Source organism: Sporomusa aerivorans (assembly GCF_041428895.1).
Classification (GTDB): domain Bacteria; phylum Bacillota; class Negativicutes; order Sporomusales; family Sporomusaceae; genus Sporomusa; species Sporomusa aerivorans.
Map to the genome: position 1 here is coordinate 628,635 of NZ_CP156926.1, position 18,076 is coordinate 646,710.

15 protein-coding genes are annotated in these 18,076 nt (G+C 45.6%); all 15 read left to right on the forward strand.

Annotation, left to right across the window (positions count from 1 at the left end; genetic code table 11):
* Positions 1-566: 566 nt before the first annotated feature.
* The 15 genes from SATMO3_RS02880 (at position 567) to SATMO3_RS02950 (ending at position 18,072) form a co-directional block, all read left to right on the forward strand.
* A complete protein-coding gene (locus SATMO3_RS02880; RefSeq protein WP_371377227.1) occupies positions 567-1,289 on the forward strand; it encodes a response regulator transcription factor in 723 nt (240 codons plus the stop codon).
* Positions 1,276-3,354, forward strand: coding sequence for a sensor histidine kinase (locus SATMO3_RS02885; protein WP_371377230.1), 2,079 nt, complete (start codon positions 1,276-1,278; stop codon positions 3,352-3,354). The genes SATMO3_RS02880 and SATMO3_RS02885 overlap by 14 nt, the downstream gene beginning before the upstream one ends.
* A 1,310-nt stretch (positions 3,355-4,664) precedes the next feature.
* Positions 4,665-5,477, forward strand: a complete 813-nt coding sequence (locus SATMO3_RS02890) for a transporter substrate-binding domain-containing protein (protein WP_371377233.1) — start codon at positions 4,665-4,667, stop codon at positions 5,475-5,477.
* 51 nt (positions 5,478-5,528) lie between these two features.
* Complete coding sequence (locus tag SATMO3_RS02895; protein ID WP_371377235.1) at positions 5,529-6,188, forward strand: amino acid ABC transporter permease; 660 nt, start codon at positions 5,529-5,531, stop codon at positions 6,186-6,188.
* A complete protein-coding gene (locus SATMO3_RS02900; RefSeq protein ID WP_371377238.1) occupies positions 6,185-6,910 on the forward strand; it encodes an amino acid ABC transporter ATP-binding protein in 726 nt (241 codons plus the stop codon). The genes SATMO3_RS02895 and SATMO3_RS02900 overlap by 4 nt, the downstream gene beginning before the upstream one ends.
* Positions 6,911-6,995: 85 nt before the next feature.
* Entirely contained in the window at positions 6,996-8,015 is a 1,020-nt protein-coding gene (locus tag SATMO3_RS02905) for a proline racemase family protein (protein ID WP_371377240.1), read from the forward strand.
* 341 nt (positions 8,016-8,356) lie between these two features.
* Complete coding sequence (locus SATMO3_RS02910; RefSeq protein ID WP_371377242.1) at positions 8,357-9,328, forward strand: peptidoglycan recognition family protein; 972 nt, start codon at positions 8,357-8,359, stop codon at positions 9,326-9,328.
* Positions 9,329-9,425: 97 nt separating this feature from the next.
* Positions 9,426-9,851 carry a MarR family winged helix-turn-helix transcriptional regulator gene (locus tag SATMO3_RS02915; protein WP_371377245.1) on the forward strand — a complete coding sequence of 142 codons (426 nt, stop codon included), beginning with the start codon at positions 9,426-9,428 and terminating at the stop codon, positions 9,849-9,851.
* 136 nt (positions 9,852-9,987) lie between these two features.
* On the forward strand, positions 9,988-10,728 hold the full coding sequence (locus tag SATMO3_RS02920; protein WP_371377248.1) for a DUF169 domain-containing protein: 741 nt from the start codon (positions 9,988-9,990) through the stop codon (positions 10,726-10,728).
* A 191-nt stretch (positions 10,729-10,919) separates the two neighbouring features.
* Positions 10,920-11,852: a phosphate/phosphite/phosphonate ABC transporter substrate-binding protein gene (gene phnD / locus SATMO3_RS02925; RefSeq protein WP_371377251.1), complete on the forward strand. Its 933-nt coding sequence runs from the start codon at positions 10,920-10,922 to the stop codon at positions 11,850-11,852.
* A complete protein-coding gene (locus tag SATMO3_RS02930) occupies positions 11,849-13,288 on the forward strand; it encodes an ATP-binding protein (protein WP_371377254.1) in 1,440 nt (479 codons plus the stop codon). The genes phnD and SATMO3_RS02930 overlap by 4 nt, the downstream gene beginning before the upstream one ends.
* Positions 13,272-13,934: a response regulator gene (locus SATMO3_RS02935; RefSeq protein ID WP_371377256.1), complete on the forward strand. Its 663-nt coding sequence runs from the start codon at positions 13,272-13,274 to the stop codon at positions 13,932-13,934. Before SATMO3_RS02930 ends, SATMO3_RS02935 begins: the two co-directional genes overlap by 17 nt.
* 179 nt (positions 13,935-14,113) lie before the next feature.
* The gene (locus SATMO3_RS02940; RefSeq protein WP_371377258.1) at positions 14,114-15,139 is read left to right on the forward strand and encodes an ABC transporter substrate-binding protein; all 1,026 of its coding nucleotides are present in this window, start codon (positions 14,114-14,116) and stop codon (positions 15,137-15,139) included.
* Positions 15,140-15,292: 153 nt separating this feature from the next.
* The gene (locus SATMO3_RS02945) at positions 15,293-16,384 is read left to right on the forward strand and encodes an ABC transporter ATP-binding protein (RefSeq protein WP_371377261.1); all 1,092 of its coding nucleotides are present in this window, start codon (positions 15,293-15,295) and stop codon (positions 16,382-16,384) included.
* The gene (locus SATMO3_RS02950) at positions 16,381-18,072 is read left to right on the forward strand and encodes an ABC transporter permease (RefSeq protein ID WP_371377264.1); all 1,692 of its coding nucleotides are present in this window, start codon (positions 16,381-16,383) and stop codon (positions 18,070-18,072) included. The genes SATMO3_RS02945 and SATMO3_RS02950 overlap by 4 nt, the downstream gene beginning before the upstream one ends.
* Positions 18,073-18,076 lie beyond the last annotated feature (4 nt).

The window sequence follows — 18,076 nt, forward strand, 5'->3', positions numbered from 1 at the left end:
CCATTTGGGCTATACGGCTTCTCTGTAAAGATTGCGGTTATTCCGCCGCATTGTACTACGAAACTGATACTTTGAGCATTCCGCCGAACAATTTGTTTATGAATTATTGTATTTTTTATCATAATAGGACTAATTGTCCACTTCAAGTAAAGAAATACAAAGAAATATAAAGAAAAAATTTATCATTTATTAATATTTCTTTGTATTTTGTAATTTGTCGAAAAAGTGTAGGACTCGAGTGTCTTGGAGGTCTGTCTAAACAACAAAAAAGCGGTTCAACAGGCAGTAGCCGGAAACCGCTTTTTGTTGTAAAATCAAGTGTGTGAAAATCTGAAAAACTTAATTCGATTATGCAATATACGGAGTCTACGACAACTGGTCGCTCCCATTTACACTAGACTAGGAGATCTTGCCTGAAGGTCTGTTACCAAAAAAGCGGAATGCTTCCGCTTTTCCACACAGGCAGCAATGGTTGTATTTATTAAACTATCTGTAAGAGTTGCATTTGCAATTCCTTTGAATTTGAGGGAGGAGTCAGTACGGCCAAGGAAGTTGTTATCTTAATCGTGGATGATGAACTTGAATTATGTGAATTAGTGAGTATGTATCTGACAAAGGAAGGATATCGTACTTTGTGCGTGCACAGTGGGATCGGCGCGATTCAGGCGGCAATCCTGCACCAGCCGGATTTAATATTGCTGGACAACGTGTTGCCGGATCTCAGTGGTGTAGAAGTTTGTACCCAGTTGCGCCGGCACGTCGATATCCCCATTTTCTTCATGAGCTGTAAAGGGGAAGAAAGTGATAAAGTTATTGCACTGGGCATTGGCGGCGACGACTATATTGTCAAACCATTTGGCCTGCGTGAACTGGTAGCTCGTATAGAAGCTCACTTACGCCGGCGGGAAGCAAGGAAATTGGGCCAGGACGTGCTTCAGTTCGGCAGTTTGCGTATCGACGTGAGCAGCCGCAGTGCCTGGATTGACCAGCGGCTGATTAAGTTATCCGGGACGGAATTTGATATTTTGCTGCTGCTCGCGCAAAATCCTGGCGTTGTTTTCAGTGCCGAAGATATATTTCGTAATGTCTGGTCCGTAAATGTAAACGAGGATGTACGGACAGTTATCGTTCACGTCAGCAACTTACGTAAGAAAATTGAGAAGAACTCAGCTCAGCCTGCCTATATTTTGACAGCTTGGGGGACCGGATATCAATTTAACAGTGTTTGGGCGCAACGGGTGCCAGGGACACCTTTAGCGGGAAAGCGGGACCATTTTGCAGAGAAATAATGTGAAGGGCTTGTATAGTCTTTTTATTGCTATCATACTGATAATCGTAATTGTTACAATTATAGGAATCGTCTGGATCAATGGTAATAAGTCGGAACTGTATATCCGGGAGGGCTGGCAGTACCGTTGGGGAGATTCACCGACAACTGCTGACGGCCGGCCGGAATGGACGCTGACAGCGATTGAGCCGGGAGCATGGCAGGACGCAAAATTTCCCGGACAACCGCCCGGCTGGGATGGTAAAAGTGTACTGTGGCTGCACGGTAATTTGCCGGCCACGGAGTATGTCAAGCCTATTTTATTTTTGGCGACAGTCAATCATCATATCGAATGCTGGATTGACGGGCAGCGAGTTTATCAAAACGGTGAAATTCCCGTTCCCATCGGTACTGAGTACAATCCCTGGTTTCCTATGCATTTAATTGAATTGCCTGCCGGGTCGGCCGGAAAGGATATTTATCTACGAATCCATTCCAATGGCCCAATTATCGGTCTGGGAGCCATGCCTCGGATTGGCGCTCTTGCCGAGATTGTTTCCAGTCGGACGAGGCTGGACTTTTTTCGTACAGGGGCAGTTTTCCTGGGCTTTTTTGGCTGCGGCGTTGCTTTTATCATGGCCTTGCGCAATAAAGGTCTGAAGAGTTATTATGCGTTTGCCGGGGGAGCAGCTTGTAACAGCCTGGTGGGTATGAGCGGCATTTTTAATATTCAGATGCTGATACCGTCCTCGCAGGTTTTGTTATTCACAACTATGGCAGGCGCTCTATTTGGACAGGGCTTTTTAATTTGGTTTTTGGAGTCTATTGTGCAGGAACGGCATGTGAAGGCAGTCCGAACCATCCGTTATCTACTTTTTCTGTTGGCTATAGGCGGTATGCTGTTGCTCAGGTATGATACCAGCAACAGTGTGTTTCTAGTAAAAATGGCGTTATGCATGTTGGTTTTGAATATTGTGCTGCTGTTTTATGTATTCTGGGGGCAACTGCGTACAAATGAAGAAGCCCGTATCTATGCCGCGGGAATTGGAGCCTGGGCAGTCTCTATGGCGGCAGATGCCCTGCGATCTCTTGGCTTATTTGCTCTCCCTATTGCAATCGGCGTTTCCGGACAGTTGATTGACCTGAGCTGTCAGGCTTTTATTCTTATTCAGCGGGTTCGGCGGGTATATCAGCAAAAAGAAGAAGCTACCCTGCAGATTCTTCGTAACAATGATGAATTGAATCAGCTTAATGCACAGATTAATACCATTAACGAGAATCTGGAACGGCAAGTACTGGAACGGACCAGTGAGCTTCGGGAAACTACACTTCTTTTGCAACAGCAAAATAAAAATTTGGCTTGTGTGGAAAAGGCCCGCCAGAATCTGGTTAGCAATATTGCCCATGATCTGCGCACACCGATCATGATGATCCGTGGTTATGTAGAAGCTATTTTAGACGGGGTTGCGCAGAAGCCGGAAGAAAAAGAAAAGGCATTGCAGGTTATACATAGTAAAACTTTATTGCTGAATCACCTGATTGAAGATTTCTTTACGCTCTGCAAGCTGGAAGCGCGAATGCTGACGGTAGACTGGCAGGAAATTTTAATAGGAAATTTCCTGAAATCTTTGATGAAATCGTACCAACTGGATGCGGCTAATATGAATGTAACGTTACTTATGCAGGCACCTGCAGAGGTGCAGGATGAGATCATAAGGATAGATCGATTCCGGTTGGAGCAGGTCTTTGCCAACTTAATTTATAATGCGGTGAAGTACACACCTGCCGGCGGAAGTATAACCGTTGCCGCAGAAATCAGCATACCCGGTGATGAAGTGTTTTTTTCGGTTCAGGATACCGGGAGCGGTATTTCTGTAGAAGAATTAGAAAAAATATTTGACCGTTTTTATGCCGGACAGGGCGCGATTATTCGCAATGTTGGCAGCAGCAGCGGTCTGGGGCTGTCTATAGCTAAAGAAATTGTAGATATGCATGGGGGGCGTATCTGGGTGGAAAGCAAACTGGGACACGGCAGTATCTTTTATATTGCGCTGCCGGTGCTGCCCAGAGATCACAGTGCAAGCTAACCGGATATGTTTTACGAGAGCCTTGAGAATAAAGAACAAATAACGCAAAAAGATGAAGAAATAAGGATGCTCATTAAAAAATATGCAAACGTGAGTACCCGTAGGAATTACCAGCAATGAAAAAATCAACTGTCAAATAGCTGAATGCATCAGAAGAACCGTCCCTGTGAGTCCCTAACATCAAAATTTCGCAAGAAAGCTGCCTTCAACGAGGCAGCTTTCTTTGTAGACTCAAGGGGACGGTTCTCTTGAGTCAGATATGTGTGGATGTTTAAAATATCTGAGGTGACAAACATGGCCAGAAAGCGCTTCAAAAAAGTAAAAGTGGAATATACCATATAGGCATAAATAGACAGGTGATTTTTGAAGACGATGAGGATAATCAAGATTTTTAGAATGTGTGCAGTATTATAGAAATGTTTGCGCCTATAGGGTTTACGGATATTGCCTTATGGATAACCATGTCCAATCTTTTTATGAGTGAGAGTGAATATCCCACAGGAATTACAAGCAGTAAAAAAACCGGAAAGAGATGCAATACTAGTATTACAACACGTCAAATAGCTAGACTTACGGGGATAAACCAGAGTGTAATTACCAGGCATAAAGAAAAGTAGTAACTGCATCAAAAGAACCGTCCCTGTGAGTCCGCATGGTGAGACTATTATGTAGCGACAGTGATAAATTTCACAAGGAAGGATTTAAGAGATATATAGGAACAGCAAGTGGTAAAAAAACTTATTGACAATATAATCCACCGATGCTATATTGTTTATAAAATGAAATTATATACATGATTTTGCTATAAAAATGAAAAATATATCAAAATTAATGAAGTAAATGAAAAAAATATTCATTTTCGTGAACATTTTAATCTTTTGTTTTGTTGGGGTAAACAATAGCGCTATATGGCTTTGATTCTATTACTTTTACCTTCTATAATCGAATTTAGTAATTTGGTGACAATAAAAATTGGTAAATTTCTCTTGCTAGTTTTTATGTATTATATACAGGACAAGCTGCAGTTCATTGAGGAGGTGGTTTATGAGAGTATTACGGGTTTTTTATTCGGGTGAAGGTTTGGTAAAAATAGGTTGGCGAGCTTAAACGACATATTAAGATCTGGAATGACGCCGGGTGTGGGCCAATTATTTCCCTTAATGGCGATGCCTGAACAATTGTATGCCTAAAAAAACGGTCATGAATTCTAATAAAGCAGTATTTAAAGAAAGGCGGCAATGGGGCCTCTAATTATAAGGGCCTCATTGCCGCTTTTCATTTATTTCCCAAATAAGAGGAGGATGAGTTCGATGAATAAAACGATTAAAAAATGGTTTCTTATGTTGGTTTCTATAGTTACTCTTTCCATTCTTGCAACAGGATGCGGTAGTAGCGCAAGCAATACCGCATCAACCCAGGATACTTCGTTAAAAGGGAAAAAAGTACTAGTAGGTATAGGGACATATGCTCCTTTTTTTTATCAGGATGCTAACGGCAAGAATATTGGCTTTGATCTAGATTTAATTGATGCGATTAGTAAAAAAGTGGGATTTACGTATGAATTAAAAGTTATGGAATTTGATCCTCTATTTATTTCTGTACAGGGCGGACAAGTCAATATCGCTGCCGGACAAGTTTGTATTACAGAAGAAAGAAAGAAGAAAATGAGTTTTACTGCTCCGTATTACTATGCCGGGCTGCGGGCAGTTGTCAGAAAAGATTCCACTATAACCAGTCAGGATGAATTACATGGCAAAAAAATCGCGGTGGAAAAAGGAGCAGCTGCGCACGCTTACACAAGCAAGACTTATCCTGATTCTGAAATTATCGCTTTTCCACAGCAATCGGCAGCGTATATGGAGGTAGAAAAGGGAACGGCAAATGCTACAATTTATGATACTCCTAACGTGGCTTACTATTTAAAGACACATCCGGACAGCCAAATTAAAGTAGTTGGCACTGAAGTAGAAAAAGTGCCTTGCGGTTTTGCATTCCCTAAGGACAGTAAATATGTTGCCGAGATCGATAAAGCACTCAAGGAATTGCAAGACGATGGCACAATTGATGCTCTGCAGAAAAAATGGATTAATCTTGATGTGTCCGGCGGTGCAAAAACTCCTTGATTCCTATAGACTCAGAGGCAACACAGGGTATGAAGCAGACGGAGGGCTTAAATGTTTAACTGGAGTAGTATTCCTATAGTATTCCCCAAAATTGTTGATGGGCTGCAAATGACCATTCTCATAGCCGTACTTGGTATTTTAGCCGGTTTTATCATTGGTGTTTGTGCGGGTTATATCAGGACGACAAAGTCTAAAGTATTAAGCTCAATAGCCGCTTTCTATGTTTGGATCATTCGCAGCACGCCAATTATCGTGCAAGCGCTTTACATTTATTTTGTTATACCGCGTATGCTGGATATTAGTTTTAACCGGGAGATAGCAGGGATTCTCTGCATTTCCATTAATGCCAGCGCTTATATTTCGGAAATTGTCCGGGGGGCACTGAACGAGGTGCCCAAAGGCCAGTGGGAAGCAGGGTACTCACTCGGTATGAACAAATTTCAGATTTTGTTTCACTTAATTTTTCCGCCGGCCTTTAAAAGCATGCTGCCCGCCCTTGGAAATCAATTTATTATCACCATTAAAGACACAGCCATTTTGACGGTAATCGGTGTTGCTGAAATGACTTATCAAGCCGGTCAATATGCGGCCACATCGTTTAACCTCGTTGAAAGTTATACGCTTTTAGCTTTATTTTATCTGGTTTTAATTTCAATACTTACCATTCTATTGAGTGCCTTAGAGAAGAAGATGGGAGTAGATAGAAGATGATGCAGGTATGTAATTTAAAGAAACAATTCAATAATATTATGGTCTTGGATGATGTGAATATTGACTTTAATACAAAAGAAGTAACCTGTATTCTTGGTCCTTCCGGAGCGGGGAAAAGTACCTTTTTGCGATGCTTGAATCTATTGGAAGAACCGACAGCCGGGAAAATTCTCTACAACGGAAAAAATACGCTCGACGAAAAATTTGATGTTAGGCAATTGCGGGAAGATGTCGGCATGGTATTTCAGCATTTTAATTTGTTTCCGCTAAAATCCGTAGTCGAGAATGTTATGCTGGCGCTGGTGCTTGTAAAAAAAATGTCTAAAAAAATGGCGCGCGAGAAAGCTCTGGCAATGCTTGATAAAGTTGGCTTATCCGACAAAGCTGACGTGATGCCGCATACCTTGTCCGGCGGACAGCAGCAGCGCGTTGCGATAGCCAGGGCGCTGGCCATGGAACCTAAAATGCTTCTTTTTGATGAGCCGACATCGGCGCTGGATCCTGAGCTGGTTGGTGATGTTCTAGCCGTAATGCGTAAGTTGGCTAACGAGGGTATGACGATGATTGTCGTTACCCATGAGATGGGTTTTGCCAAGGAGGTAGCTGACCGGATCCTGTTTATGGCTGACGGCAATGTTGTGGAAGATGCAAGCCCTGATGTCTTTTTCACCAATCCCAATACACAGAGAGCGCAGGCTTTTCTATCACGTTTTATCGCATAAGCAGTAGTTTAAGAAAAGCGGCAATGGAGTCTGCGGTATAAAAAAGCATTATCGCCGTATTAAAACTAAAGGGGATACAAGAAATATGCGTTTTAGCAGGCTATTTTCCACAATCGACACGCACACTGCTGGTGAGCCAACAAGAAATATTATCGGCGGAATACCAGTCATACCAGGGAAAACCATGAGTGAAAAAATGCTATATATGCGGGATAACATGGACTGGATCAGAAAAATGCTGATGTTTGAACCGCGGGGTAATAACGTAATGTCAGGAGCTGTCCTTACGCCGCCGTGTAATCCGGATGCAACTTTAGGTGTAATTTATATTGAAGTTGGCGGATATCTTCCCATGTGTGGGCATGATACGATTGGTTTTGCCACAGCAATGGTAGAGAACGGAATGGTTCCTGTGCACGAACCTACAACAGAATTTTCTATTGATACGCCGGCCGGGCTTGTGAAAGTTCAAGTGGCTGTAGAAGATACTGTTGCCAAGAGTGTAACATTCAAAAATATACCTTCTTTTTTGTATGCTGCCGATGAAGTAATTGACTTGCCAGGCTTTGGCGCCATTAAACTGGATATTGCATACGGAGGAAACTTCTATGCAATCGTTGCTGCAGCTGCTGTGGGTCTTACGATTTTACCGGAAAACGAAATGGAGATAATTCGGATCGGGAACTTGATTAAAGACGCTGTAAATGCTCAAATTAAAGTAATCCATCCGGAAAAGCCTTTTATCGACAAGGTTACGCATGTGGAATTTTATGGTCCTCCGACTCATCCGGAGGCTCACGTTAAGAATGCCGTTGTAATCCCGCCTGGATCTATCGACCGGTCTCCCTGTGGCACCGGTACATCGGCTAAAGTAGCAACACTGTATGCCAAAGGACAGCTGAAAATTGGTGAAGACTTCATTCACGAAAGCATAATCGGGACAATTTTCAAGGCAAGAGTCATAGAAGAGGCTGCCGTAGGAACATTGCCTGCGATTGTGCCGGAAGTAACTGGTTCGGCCTATGTCACTGGAATTCACCAGTTTGTCTTAGATCCGGATGATCCAATAAAAGAAGGATTTTTATTGGGTGTCAAAGTAGATTAAAGGATTTTCTATATAGAGGTGTTTTATAGTAAGCGCTTACGATAGAAGTGCACGGTCAAATCAATAAGATATGAGACAATATCCCCAGTAAGAAACAAGGGGATATTTCTTTTTGCTTCTTTATTTTATTGTATTTTGCGAAGCAAAATATACGTCCCCTTGCTTGTAATGCATCAAGAGAACCGTCCCCGTGAGTCTAAGGGGACTCACAGAGTAAGTGCTAAAAATATTGTCCCGAGATTTCTTGTATTGCCTCAATTTACCTAATGCAACAGGACAGGTATTTTGGCAGCCGGATCGAAATAAAATGTATAAAGTTAAATAGATTTGGTGGTTATTGCATGAAGCGGAGAGATTTTTTACGAAACACCTTTGGTGCATGTTCAACTATTTGGCTCGGACAAAACTTTTTCGATGTATGTAAGGCACTGGCCCAGGAGCAACCTAAGGAACAAGCGACGAAGCTTGTTTACATTCGCAGTGGTTTAGAAAACCCAACCGGTTCTGATCAAAGTTATTTCTGGCTGGAATTGATGGTTTCGGGTGTTGCTGAGATTATTCCAAGTTCGGTCCCAGATGAATTTCTGTTTTTGATAAAAAAGTGCCGGCCTGGTGATTTAACCGGACAAATGAATTATGACAATCCGTACATTAAGCGGGCTGAGGTGAAAGCTGTCAATCAGCAGGATTGTTCAGTGCGGCTTGTTGTTAAGAACCAGAATGTAATGCCGGAAATGCGGTATGCACTTGTTCCGTCTGTACTGCGTGCCGGCATGTATCGCCTGCGGATTGACGCGGGCAGCTTTAGCAGTCCGACGGCCATTAAAGAGAGCGATCTGGAAATTCAGGAAAGCAACCTGGCGTTTGGCCCCCTGGCAACACGGGCTTTTACTGATTTAATCGTTATTCATCATGTTGGAATGGGCGCTGCTGAGGAAGCGGCGGCGGAAATCCATCGCTTGCATTTGCGAAACGGGTGGTCAGGTATTGGCTATCACTATGTAATTCACAAAAACGGTATGATTGAACGGGGGCGGCCAAGAGATACCGTAGGCGCCCATACATACAACCACAATGGATCTTCTGTCGGCATTGTGCTGGATGGCAACTTTGAAGACGCAATACCCACTGCTGTTCAGCTTGAAAAAACAGCCAGACTGGTGGCGGCTCTGAGCCACATATATAATATTACCCCGGATTATAACAACGTGGTTGGACATCGCGATTTAAACACAACGCTTTGTCCGGGTAAAAATTTGTATATTGAGCTGCCCCAAGTGCGCGATAAAGCGCTGGCGTATATGAAAGAATAAATTACACTGTTTATCGGATATTTTATTGAAAACATATTGACTGATTATTGTGATAAGATTATAATGTAGTTGTCAGGACAACTAGATGGTGGTTTACATGAATTTTAAATTAGATGATTCATTAGGATTTATCCTAAACAAAGTAAATACAAAACTAAAGAATGAGCTGTTTCACCAATTAAAAGACCATGATGTAACGCCGGAGCAATGGGCTATATTAAACTGTTTGTGGGAAAAAGAAGGTGTTACTCCCAAAGAGTTATCGGATTTGACTTTTAAAGACAAACCAAACACCAATCGCATTTTGGAAAAGCTAATAATAAAGGGGTTAGTTATTCGCAAACCTCATCCGGTGGATAAGCGAGCTTTTCAAATATTTTTGACTGACGACGGGTGCGCATTGCGTGAACAACTGATTCCTAAGGCTCAGCAGCTATTAGATAAAGCAACAGCAGGCCTAGAACAGCATAAAGTGGCGGAAATGAAGAAAATGCTAAATCAAATTTATGATAACATCAAGTAACTGATTTTTTTTGAAGTTGTAGTTGTCGTGACAACTAAATAATAACTCTATCTACGTTTGAAAACACTGATACAGATAGCCAACAAGTAAGCAGTTTCATAACAGTATAGAATTAAAAATAAGGGAGGTAAACAAGATGGAAAGCCGTTTAGTTAAAGAATTGAGCCTGCGTTATGAACCGGTGGCTGTTTTGCTTAGCAACGAAAAACCGGCAGGGGCGCTTCAGGGTAAAGAAGGACAGTGGAGCTGTGCAATTCCGTTATTTATTGCGGCGGCAAAAGGAAAAACCTCAGTTTTTGAACGTAAAACCACCGGCTGTCCTGGCGGTAAAGTAGGCTTAGGCTTTGGCCATTATCCGAATTATCCGGGCGGGATTGAATATTTTTTGTCAGTTGGTAAAAGCGGCCAGCTTGAAGGCGAAGGATATCTAAAAAATCCTGAGCTGGGAGCAGAGTTTGTTGAGTGTTTGCCAATCACTGATATTCCCTATCAGTACGTAATTTTTAAACCTTTGTCACAGCTTGATACTGCCAGGGAACTACCGGAGTTAATTGTCTTCTATGTTAATAATGATCAGCTATCGGCCCTTACCGTACTGGCAAACTATTACAGGCCCGGCAATGAAAATGTTATGATACCTTTTGGTGCAGGGTGTCAGTCCATTTTCCTTGTTCCCTACGCCGAGGCCCAGAAGGAAAACCCCAGAGCGGTCGTGGGTTTGACTGATATTACAGTGCGGCCCATGATCGAAGCTGACATGCTGTCATTTACTGTTCCGTATAAAATGTTTCAGGATATGGAAGAAAGCGTAGAAGGCAGTTTCTTAGAGAAACACCTATGGCACAGAGTCGTGGCGCGAATGGAAAAAGGCAAGTAAAACGAAATGCGCAACAGGGATAGTGTTTTGACACTATCCCTGTTTTTGCGCCAGGAAATGAGCGGGGGATGAGTCGGATAATATCTGTTTGCGGGCAATTCTGTAAATTCGGGAGGATTTACCGTTTCCAAGAGAGAATGACATAATATTAATTGAAGGGAATACACACTTATCTGTTGGGCGGGCGGATTATGGAGCGAAACGTTTTGCGGTTTGTTTGTTTAGGTGCGATTGTGCTGGCTATCTGCACCGGATGTGGCTCTTTCCTGAATAACGGCAAATACATCGATTTTAAGCAAGTGGAAGCGCCGCCGGATATTTCTGCCGTCGACGCAGATTCGCATGCTCTGCGGGTGGCGACTTCCTCGGTGTTGTTGCCGCAGGAGACAGTAATGCATTACCGCTCCATTGCTAACTTTCTTGGCCAGCATGTAAACAGGCCGGTGATTTTGATTCAACGAAAAAGTTATGCTGAGATTGCACTGCTGCTTTTAAATGGCGGCGCGGACATCGCGTTTTTCTCATCCGGGGAATATGCGAACTACAGTGGCTTTGCCGAGATTGAGATGCTGGCATCGCAACAGCGGCTGGGTATCCCCTATTATCAGGGGTACCTCGTTGTAGCGAAGGATAGCGAGATAAACGATATAGCTGATCTAAAAGGTAAGACTGTCGCCTTTACCGACCCGTTAAGCTACTCCGGCTACACATTTTTAGAACAAATGCTTCGACAAAAAAACGAGACCCCGGAAACATTCTTTGGACGCTATATTTACACGTATAGTCATGATAAATCCTTTCGTGCAGTTGCCAACCGAGTTGTAGATGCTGCGCCTGTTACCAGTATAGTGTACTACCGGGCTAAACAAAGGCAGCCGGAGCTGGCGGAGGCCGTCAAAATTATTGCTGTTTCGCCGCCTGCCGGGATTGGCCCGGTAGTAGCAGGTAAAAGTGTAAATCCGGGACAGCGGGAAATCCTGCGAAAAGCGCTGCTCACCATGCATGAAAACCCGGATATGACGCCGGCAATGCAAGGCTTGTCAATTGACCGGTTCGTGCCGCCTCAGCCGGAGCAGTATGAACCCATTCGGCGGATGCTGCGAGAAAAGAGAGAACAGCTATGATGATGTCACGGCTCTCAATTTATTACCGGATACTGGCAATGGCGCTATTGATCATTGCGTTACTTAGTTTGGCCACCGGCTTAATTGTTTGGAATTCTCTTGATGATATTGTTTCCAGGCAGCTGCAAAAGCGTGGCGTGGAGATTGCAAATCACGTAGCCCTGGCCGGTGGAAATTATGTTTTGATGGAAGATCTCTACAATCTATATGAGTTGGCGGAGCAGACAGCAGCAAGCAGTGAAGATGTGCGGTATATTCTAATCATCGACAGTAACAAGCGTTTGCTGGCGCATACTTTTCACGGCGGTATTCCTAAGGGGTTGCTGGATGATATGTCTGATTTGACTCAGCAAAAAATATCTGTATTTAACTCTGACGAAGGGGCTATACATGATATTGCTGTTCCCGTTGAAAATGGGGCGGTTGGTTATGTTCGGGTCGGCATGACCGAGGAGTATACGCGAAACTCCATTAATGAGTATATAAAAGACGTATTGCTTACTGTCCTCATTATCTGCGCACTGGCTGTATTCTTATCCAGCAGAATATCGGTGTTAATTACCAACCCGATTCGCAAGCTGGCGGAAGTTGCCGAATCAATAACCCGGGGGAATCTTACGATTCGAGCCGATATTCGCGATACAGGCGAGGTTGGCAGGCTGGCCACCGCGTTTAACGAAATGGCCGCCAGTCTAATTAAGGCCAGTGACGATAAGGAAGTGCTGCTCGATGAACTGCGCGCTAAGGAGCAATTGCGTGATACGTTGATTACCAAGCTAATGACAGCTCAGGAGGATGAGCGCAAGCGGATTTCCCGCGAGTTGCATGATGAAACAAGTCAGGCACTAACCTCGCTGATGCTGACAATGCGGGTTTTGGCGGAGGATGCGCCGAATCAGGAACAAAAAGATGCGTTGCTGCTGGGGCGTGACGTCGCCGCCAATATTTTACGGGAGGTTCGCGACCTGGCGATTGAGTTGAGACCGCCGGCGTTGGATGATCTCGGTTTAGTAGCTGCGATCGAACGCTATAGCGAGAAATTCGCCAGCCGCCATGGGTTAGACATTGACCTAAGTACAGCAGGCCGGCAAACTTCAGTTGAAGACCAAATTGCTGTCGCTCTGTACCGGATTGTCCAGGAAAGCTTGAATAATGTTGTTCAGCACTCCGGCGCCACCACGGTGTCAATTGATATAGCCTTTCAGCCTGAGCAGATTATGGTCACTATAGCCGACAATGGCCGGGGAATTTCTGATTCTGATCTAATTCGTGCCCAGAAAGAGCATCGGCTTGGCCTGTATGGGATGGGTGAACGGGTAGAGCTTCTTCAAGGCAGGTTGGAGATTAGGCAGTCCGCCCAGGGCGGTACTGAGCTCTTCATTGCCATTCCTCAATTCCACCCGGGAAAGGAGAATTATCGTGAAACAAAAGCTTAAGGTGTTATTGGCGGATGACCATAAACTGCTTCGTTCCGGACTGAAACTGCTGCTGCAGCGGAATCCGGGCATGCAGGTGGTTGGCGAGGCGGCGGATGGCGAGCAGACGCTAAAACTGTATGAGCAGCTTCAACCGGATATTTTGTTGCTTGACCTGTCTATGCCTGCTATGGATGGAATGGAATGCCTTAAGGAGATCAAAAGCCGTTACCCCGAGTCTAAGGTGATTGTATTAACGATGCATGAGGATGAAAATTATATCAAGCGGGCAATGGAAGCAGGCGCCTCTGCGTATGTACCTAAAAGCGCGGCAGACACTGATCTGTTTAAAGCGATTGAGGCTGTGCAGGCGGGAGGTATTTATCTCAGCCAACAGGACTCCAACCTGTTGCTGCATGTTTTATTGCACCGGGAACAGGAAACCGTTGACAAAAAAGCTCCTTACGTTCTGCTCAGTCCCCGGGAGCGGGAGGTCTTGCGTCTTGTTGCCCACGGCTATTCGCTGGCCGAGGTCGCGGACAAACTATCGCTCAGTATTAGAACCGTGGATACGTATAAAGTACGGCTGATGGATAAACTGAAAACAACCAAAAAGAGTGAATTGGTGAGTTATGCCCTGAAGTACGGTCTATTGTCGGCTGAATAGCGTTTGTCCGTAATTTTTACGACAATAATTTGCGTGATTTTTCCGACAGCAGGTTGCGTGATTTTTATGATACATGGCAGCCTTTTATTGTGTGATAATTTAGAAAAGCACAATAAAAGGCTGCTTTTTCATGCACAAGAACCTAAAAAATTTAAAAAACAAGGAGGATTTCCCGGGAAATGAATAAAAAAGGCATTCTTCTGTTAGTAATTGTCATGTTGTGCAGTACGCTGCTCGCAGGCTGCGGCGGCAGCGATAAGAAAACAGAAGCACCTGCTGCAGGCAAAAAACTCGTCATTTATACATCGATGAAGGAATCTCTCATCAGTCAGATTGTTGAGGGTTTCAAGAAGAAAAACCCCGGTATTGAGGTCGATTATCAGTCCGCCGGCGCCGGTAAGCTGATGGCCAAAATTGCGGCAGAGCGGCAAAGCGGCCATATTCTGGCAGATGTAATCTGGACAAGCGAGGTTCCTGATTTCTACAGCATGAAGAAAGAGGGCATCTTAGAGCAATACAAGACCCCGCTGATCAACGAAATCTTAAATCCTTTTGCCGATTATGACGGATCCTTTACCGCAGCCCGGTTAGGAACACTCGGTATAGCTATTAATACTGACAAAATTAAGACTCCGCCTGCCCAGTGGGCCGACCTTTTGAAACCGGAATACAAAGGAGCCTTCGCCATAGCGGATCCTGCTCTTTCCGGAACGTCCTATATGAGTGTTGCATTATTAGAAAAGCAATTCGGCTGGGAGTTCTTTGAAAAACTGCGCGACAATCAGGCCAGAATAGGCAAGGGCTCCGGCCAGGTAATTGACGACACCGCCTCGGGCGAACTGTCTGCCAGCCTTGCCGTTGACTACATAACTAACGACAAAGTGAATAAAGGTGCCCATATTGCACTTTACTATCCGCCGGAACTCTTGGTTGTTCCAAGCCCTGTAGCTATATTCAAGGGCAGTTCCAACATTGACGCGGCGAAGAAATTCGTGGATTATCTTTTGAGCCAGGAAGCGCAGACATTAATTGCCAAGGAAGGTACGATTTCTGTGCGCAAAGACGTGAAGAGCCCGGAGAAATTCAAGCTCCCCGAAGCGGAAGACGCTTTGAAACGCTCCATCAAGATAGACTACGCCGCCAGTTTGGCTACCAAGGAAGCAACCATCAAGAAGTTTACTGACACGTTACAGGTAAAGAAGTAAATTGACAGCATCCTGCTTATTGCAGCGGGGCGGATAGTTCCGTTCCGCCGTTTTTTTTATCCTGGTAGAAAGTATAACTTTCGCCAAAGGCTCGGCGCAAGCCGTGTTTTCTTTATCCGATGACTAAGTTGTTCTATATAGGGGAGGTAGAGTATGGAAATAATCCGGGTAGAAGGTATAGCGAAAAGTTACGGCAAACATCAGGTACACAACGACCTCACACTCTCCATTAAGCAGGGCGAGTGCTTTACCCTGCTGGGGCCATCGGGTTGTGGTAAGACTGTGCTGCTGCGGCTTATCGCCGGTTTTGAGACTCCCGACGCCGGGAAGATATTCATTGATAATACGGTAGTGTCCGACCCGGCGGGGGGGATAACAATATCCCCCGACCGCAGAGGGCTTGGCGTGGTTTTTCAGGATTATGCGGTATGGCCGCACATGACGGTATTTGACAATGTCGGGTATCCTTTGAAAATCGCCAAAGTGCCGAAAAACGAACTAAAGGATCGTGTTATGGCTTCCATAGAAATGGTCGGGATGAGCGGCCTTGAGCGCCGTCTGCCGTCGGAGCTTTCCGGCGGTCAGCAGCAGCGCGTGGCGCTGGCCCGTGCTCTTGTCGCCAATCCGTCCGTAATGCTGTTGGATGAGCCGCTGACCAACCTTGACGCCAATCTGCGCGAGGAAATGCGGTTTGAGATCAAAGAGCTGCAGCGCAAGCTGAATATCACAGTCCTCTATGTTACGCATGATCAGGAGATAGCTCTGGCTATCTCGGACCGCCTGGCCATCATGGACGAAGAAGGCAGGATACGTCAGACCGGCAACCCCTGGGAGATTTTTGAGCGCCCGGCCGATTCGTTTGTCTTCAGCTTCATGGGTATAGCCAACTTCATCCCGGTGCGGCGAAACGGGGAAGCCTACCTGGTGGGCGACGGTGAACAGCCCATTCCGTGGGAGGCCCCCAAAGGTGACGCACTCAACTGGGTCGCGGGCTTCCGCCCCTCCGACGTACAGATTGCCCGGCAGGGAACCGGCCTTAGCGGCCTGGTAAAGCGCGCTAACTTCCTTGGCGCTATGATGGATTATCTCATTGAGGTAGACGGTGCGCAGCTGCGTACCAGCCTGGAGACCCACGAGGCCATCGCCAGGGGTCTGATGTTCAAAGAGGGAGAGGATTGCGTGATAAGTTTCCGGGACCTCCTGTGGTTTAACGCGGACAGCCTGAAGGAGGTAGTGAAACAATGAGTGCAATCAACCAAAAGAACAGCTTTGGCGTAGCGCAGGTTATCTTATTTCTCTCTATTGCCATTTTAATTATTGTGGTGGCTGTTCCGGTTCTGTTGATTTTCTTCAACGCGTTCTGGGTGGACGGCAAGTTCAATATCAGTGATGTCGCCAAGATCCTTGCCCAGCCGGAGACCTATCAGGCACTGAAAAACTCACTCATTATCGCGGCAGGCACTACGCTTGGCAGTACTATCGTCGGTACTTTCTTTGCCTGGTTAGTGACACGTACCGACCTTCCCTACAAGGGTTTTATGAAGGCCATGTTCTTAGTACCTTTCATGCTCCCGTCCTTTATCGGTGCTCTGGCCTGGAAGATGCTGCTTTCCCCCAATGCCGGGTTCATTAATAAATTTTTTATGAATAATTTTGGTTTTGATGGCCCGATATTTAATATCTACAGTTATCTCGGCATTTGCCTGGTAGAGATCATGTATCTGTTTCCCTTTGTCTTCATCCAGGTGTGCGGCGCGTTGGAACGCATGGACCCGACTCTGGAGGAATCGGCCCGCATATCAGGAGCGGGACTGTTCACTATTACAAGAAAAATTACAATTCCGCTGGTAATGCCAAGTATCCTTTCCGGCTCGCTGCTTATCATGCTTTACTCCATGGCGCACTTCGGCACGGTCGCTGTGCTTGGTATTGAAAATGGGATATTCAATATCCCGACACTCATCTACCAGCGCATACACCAGAGCGGCGGCAGTTTCGACGCGATACGGACAGGTACGGTGCTGGCCACTGTGCTGGTTATAACAGCGGCTTTAATCATCTGGCTGCAGGGTAAGATCCTGAGTAAGGGGCATTATCAGATTATCGGCGGCAAGAGTTTCCGGCCGATGGAACTCAAGCTGCGTGCTTTGCGTATGCCGCTTCTGATCCTTTGCCTGGTATATATTGCTGTTACCATTGTCCTGCCTACGGCGGTCATTTTCCTGGTAGGAGGGTTGAAGACTTACGGCCTGCCTTTCACCTGGGCGAATCTCTCAATTGACAACTATAAATTCATCCTCTTTGACTACAAGGTGACCAAGGATGCCATCTGGAACAGCGTTACGCTGGGCTTGGGCGCGGCGCTTATTACCATGTTCGCCGGCGTTATGATTTCCTACGTAATTGTCAAGATGAAGGTGCGGGGCAAACGTATTTTAGAGTTTCTGGGGATGCTGCCCTTCTCGGTTCCAGGCTCGGTAATCGCCCTGGGTGTGATCCTTGCCTGGAGCGGCCAGTTTGGCATAAACCTCTATAACACGGTCTGGATCATCTTAGTCGCCTATATTGCGCGCTACATGGCCTTTTCCCTCAAAGCCAACTCGGCGGCCCTGGAGCAGGTGCATGATTCGCTGGTAGAGGCATCCCGGGCTTGCGGGGCTACCATGTGGCAATCACTCAAGGATATCGTGCTGCCTCTCGTGCGCCCCGGAATGCTGGCGGCCTTCTTCCTGATCTTTCTCCCCTCGCTGCGGGAACTGACCGTATCCATCATGCTGTACTCGCCAACCACCCGTACCATCGGGGTTGCGATATACACCCTGAATGAGGACGGGGAAACTGTAGCTTCGGCGGCCCTGGCCGGCATTGCCCTGATCATAATCATTGTGGGGCAGACGCTGATCAACCGTTTCACAAGAAAGGCAGGTGCGTAGGATC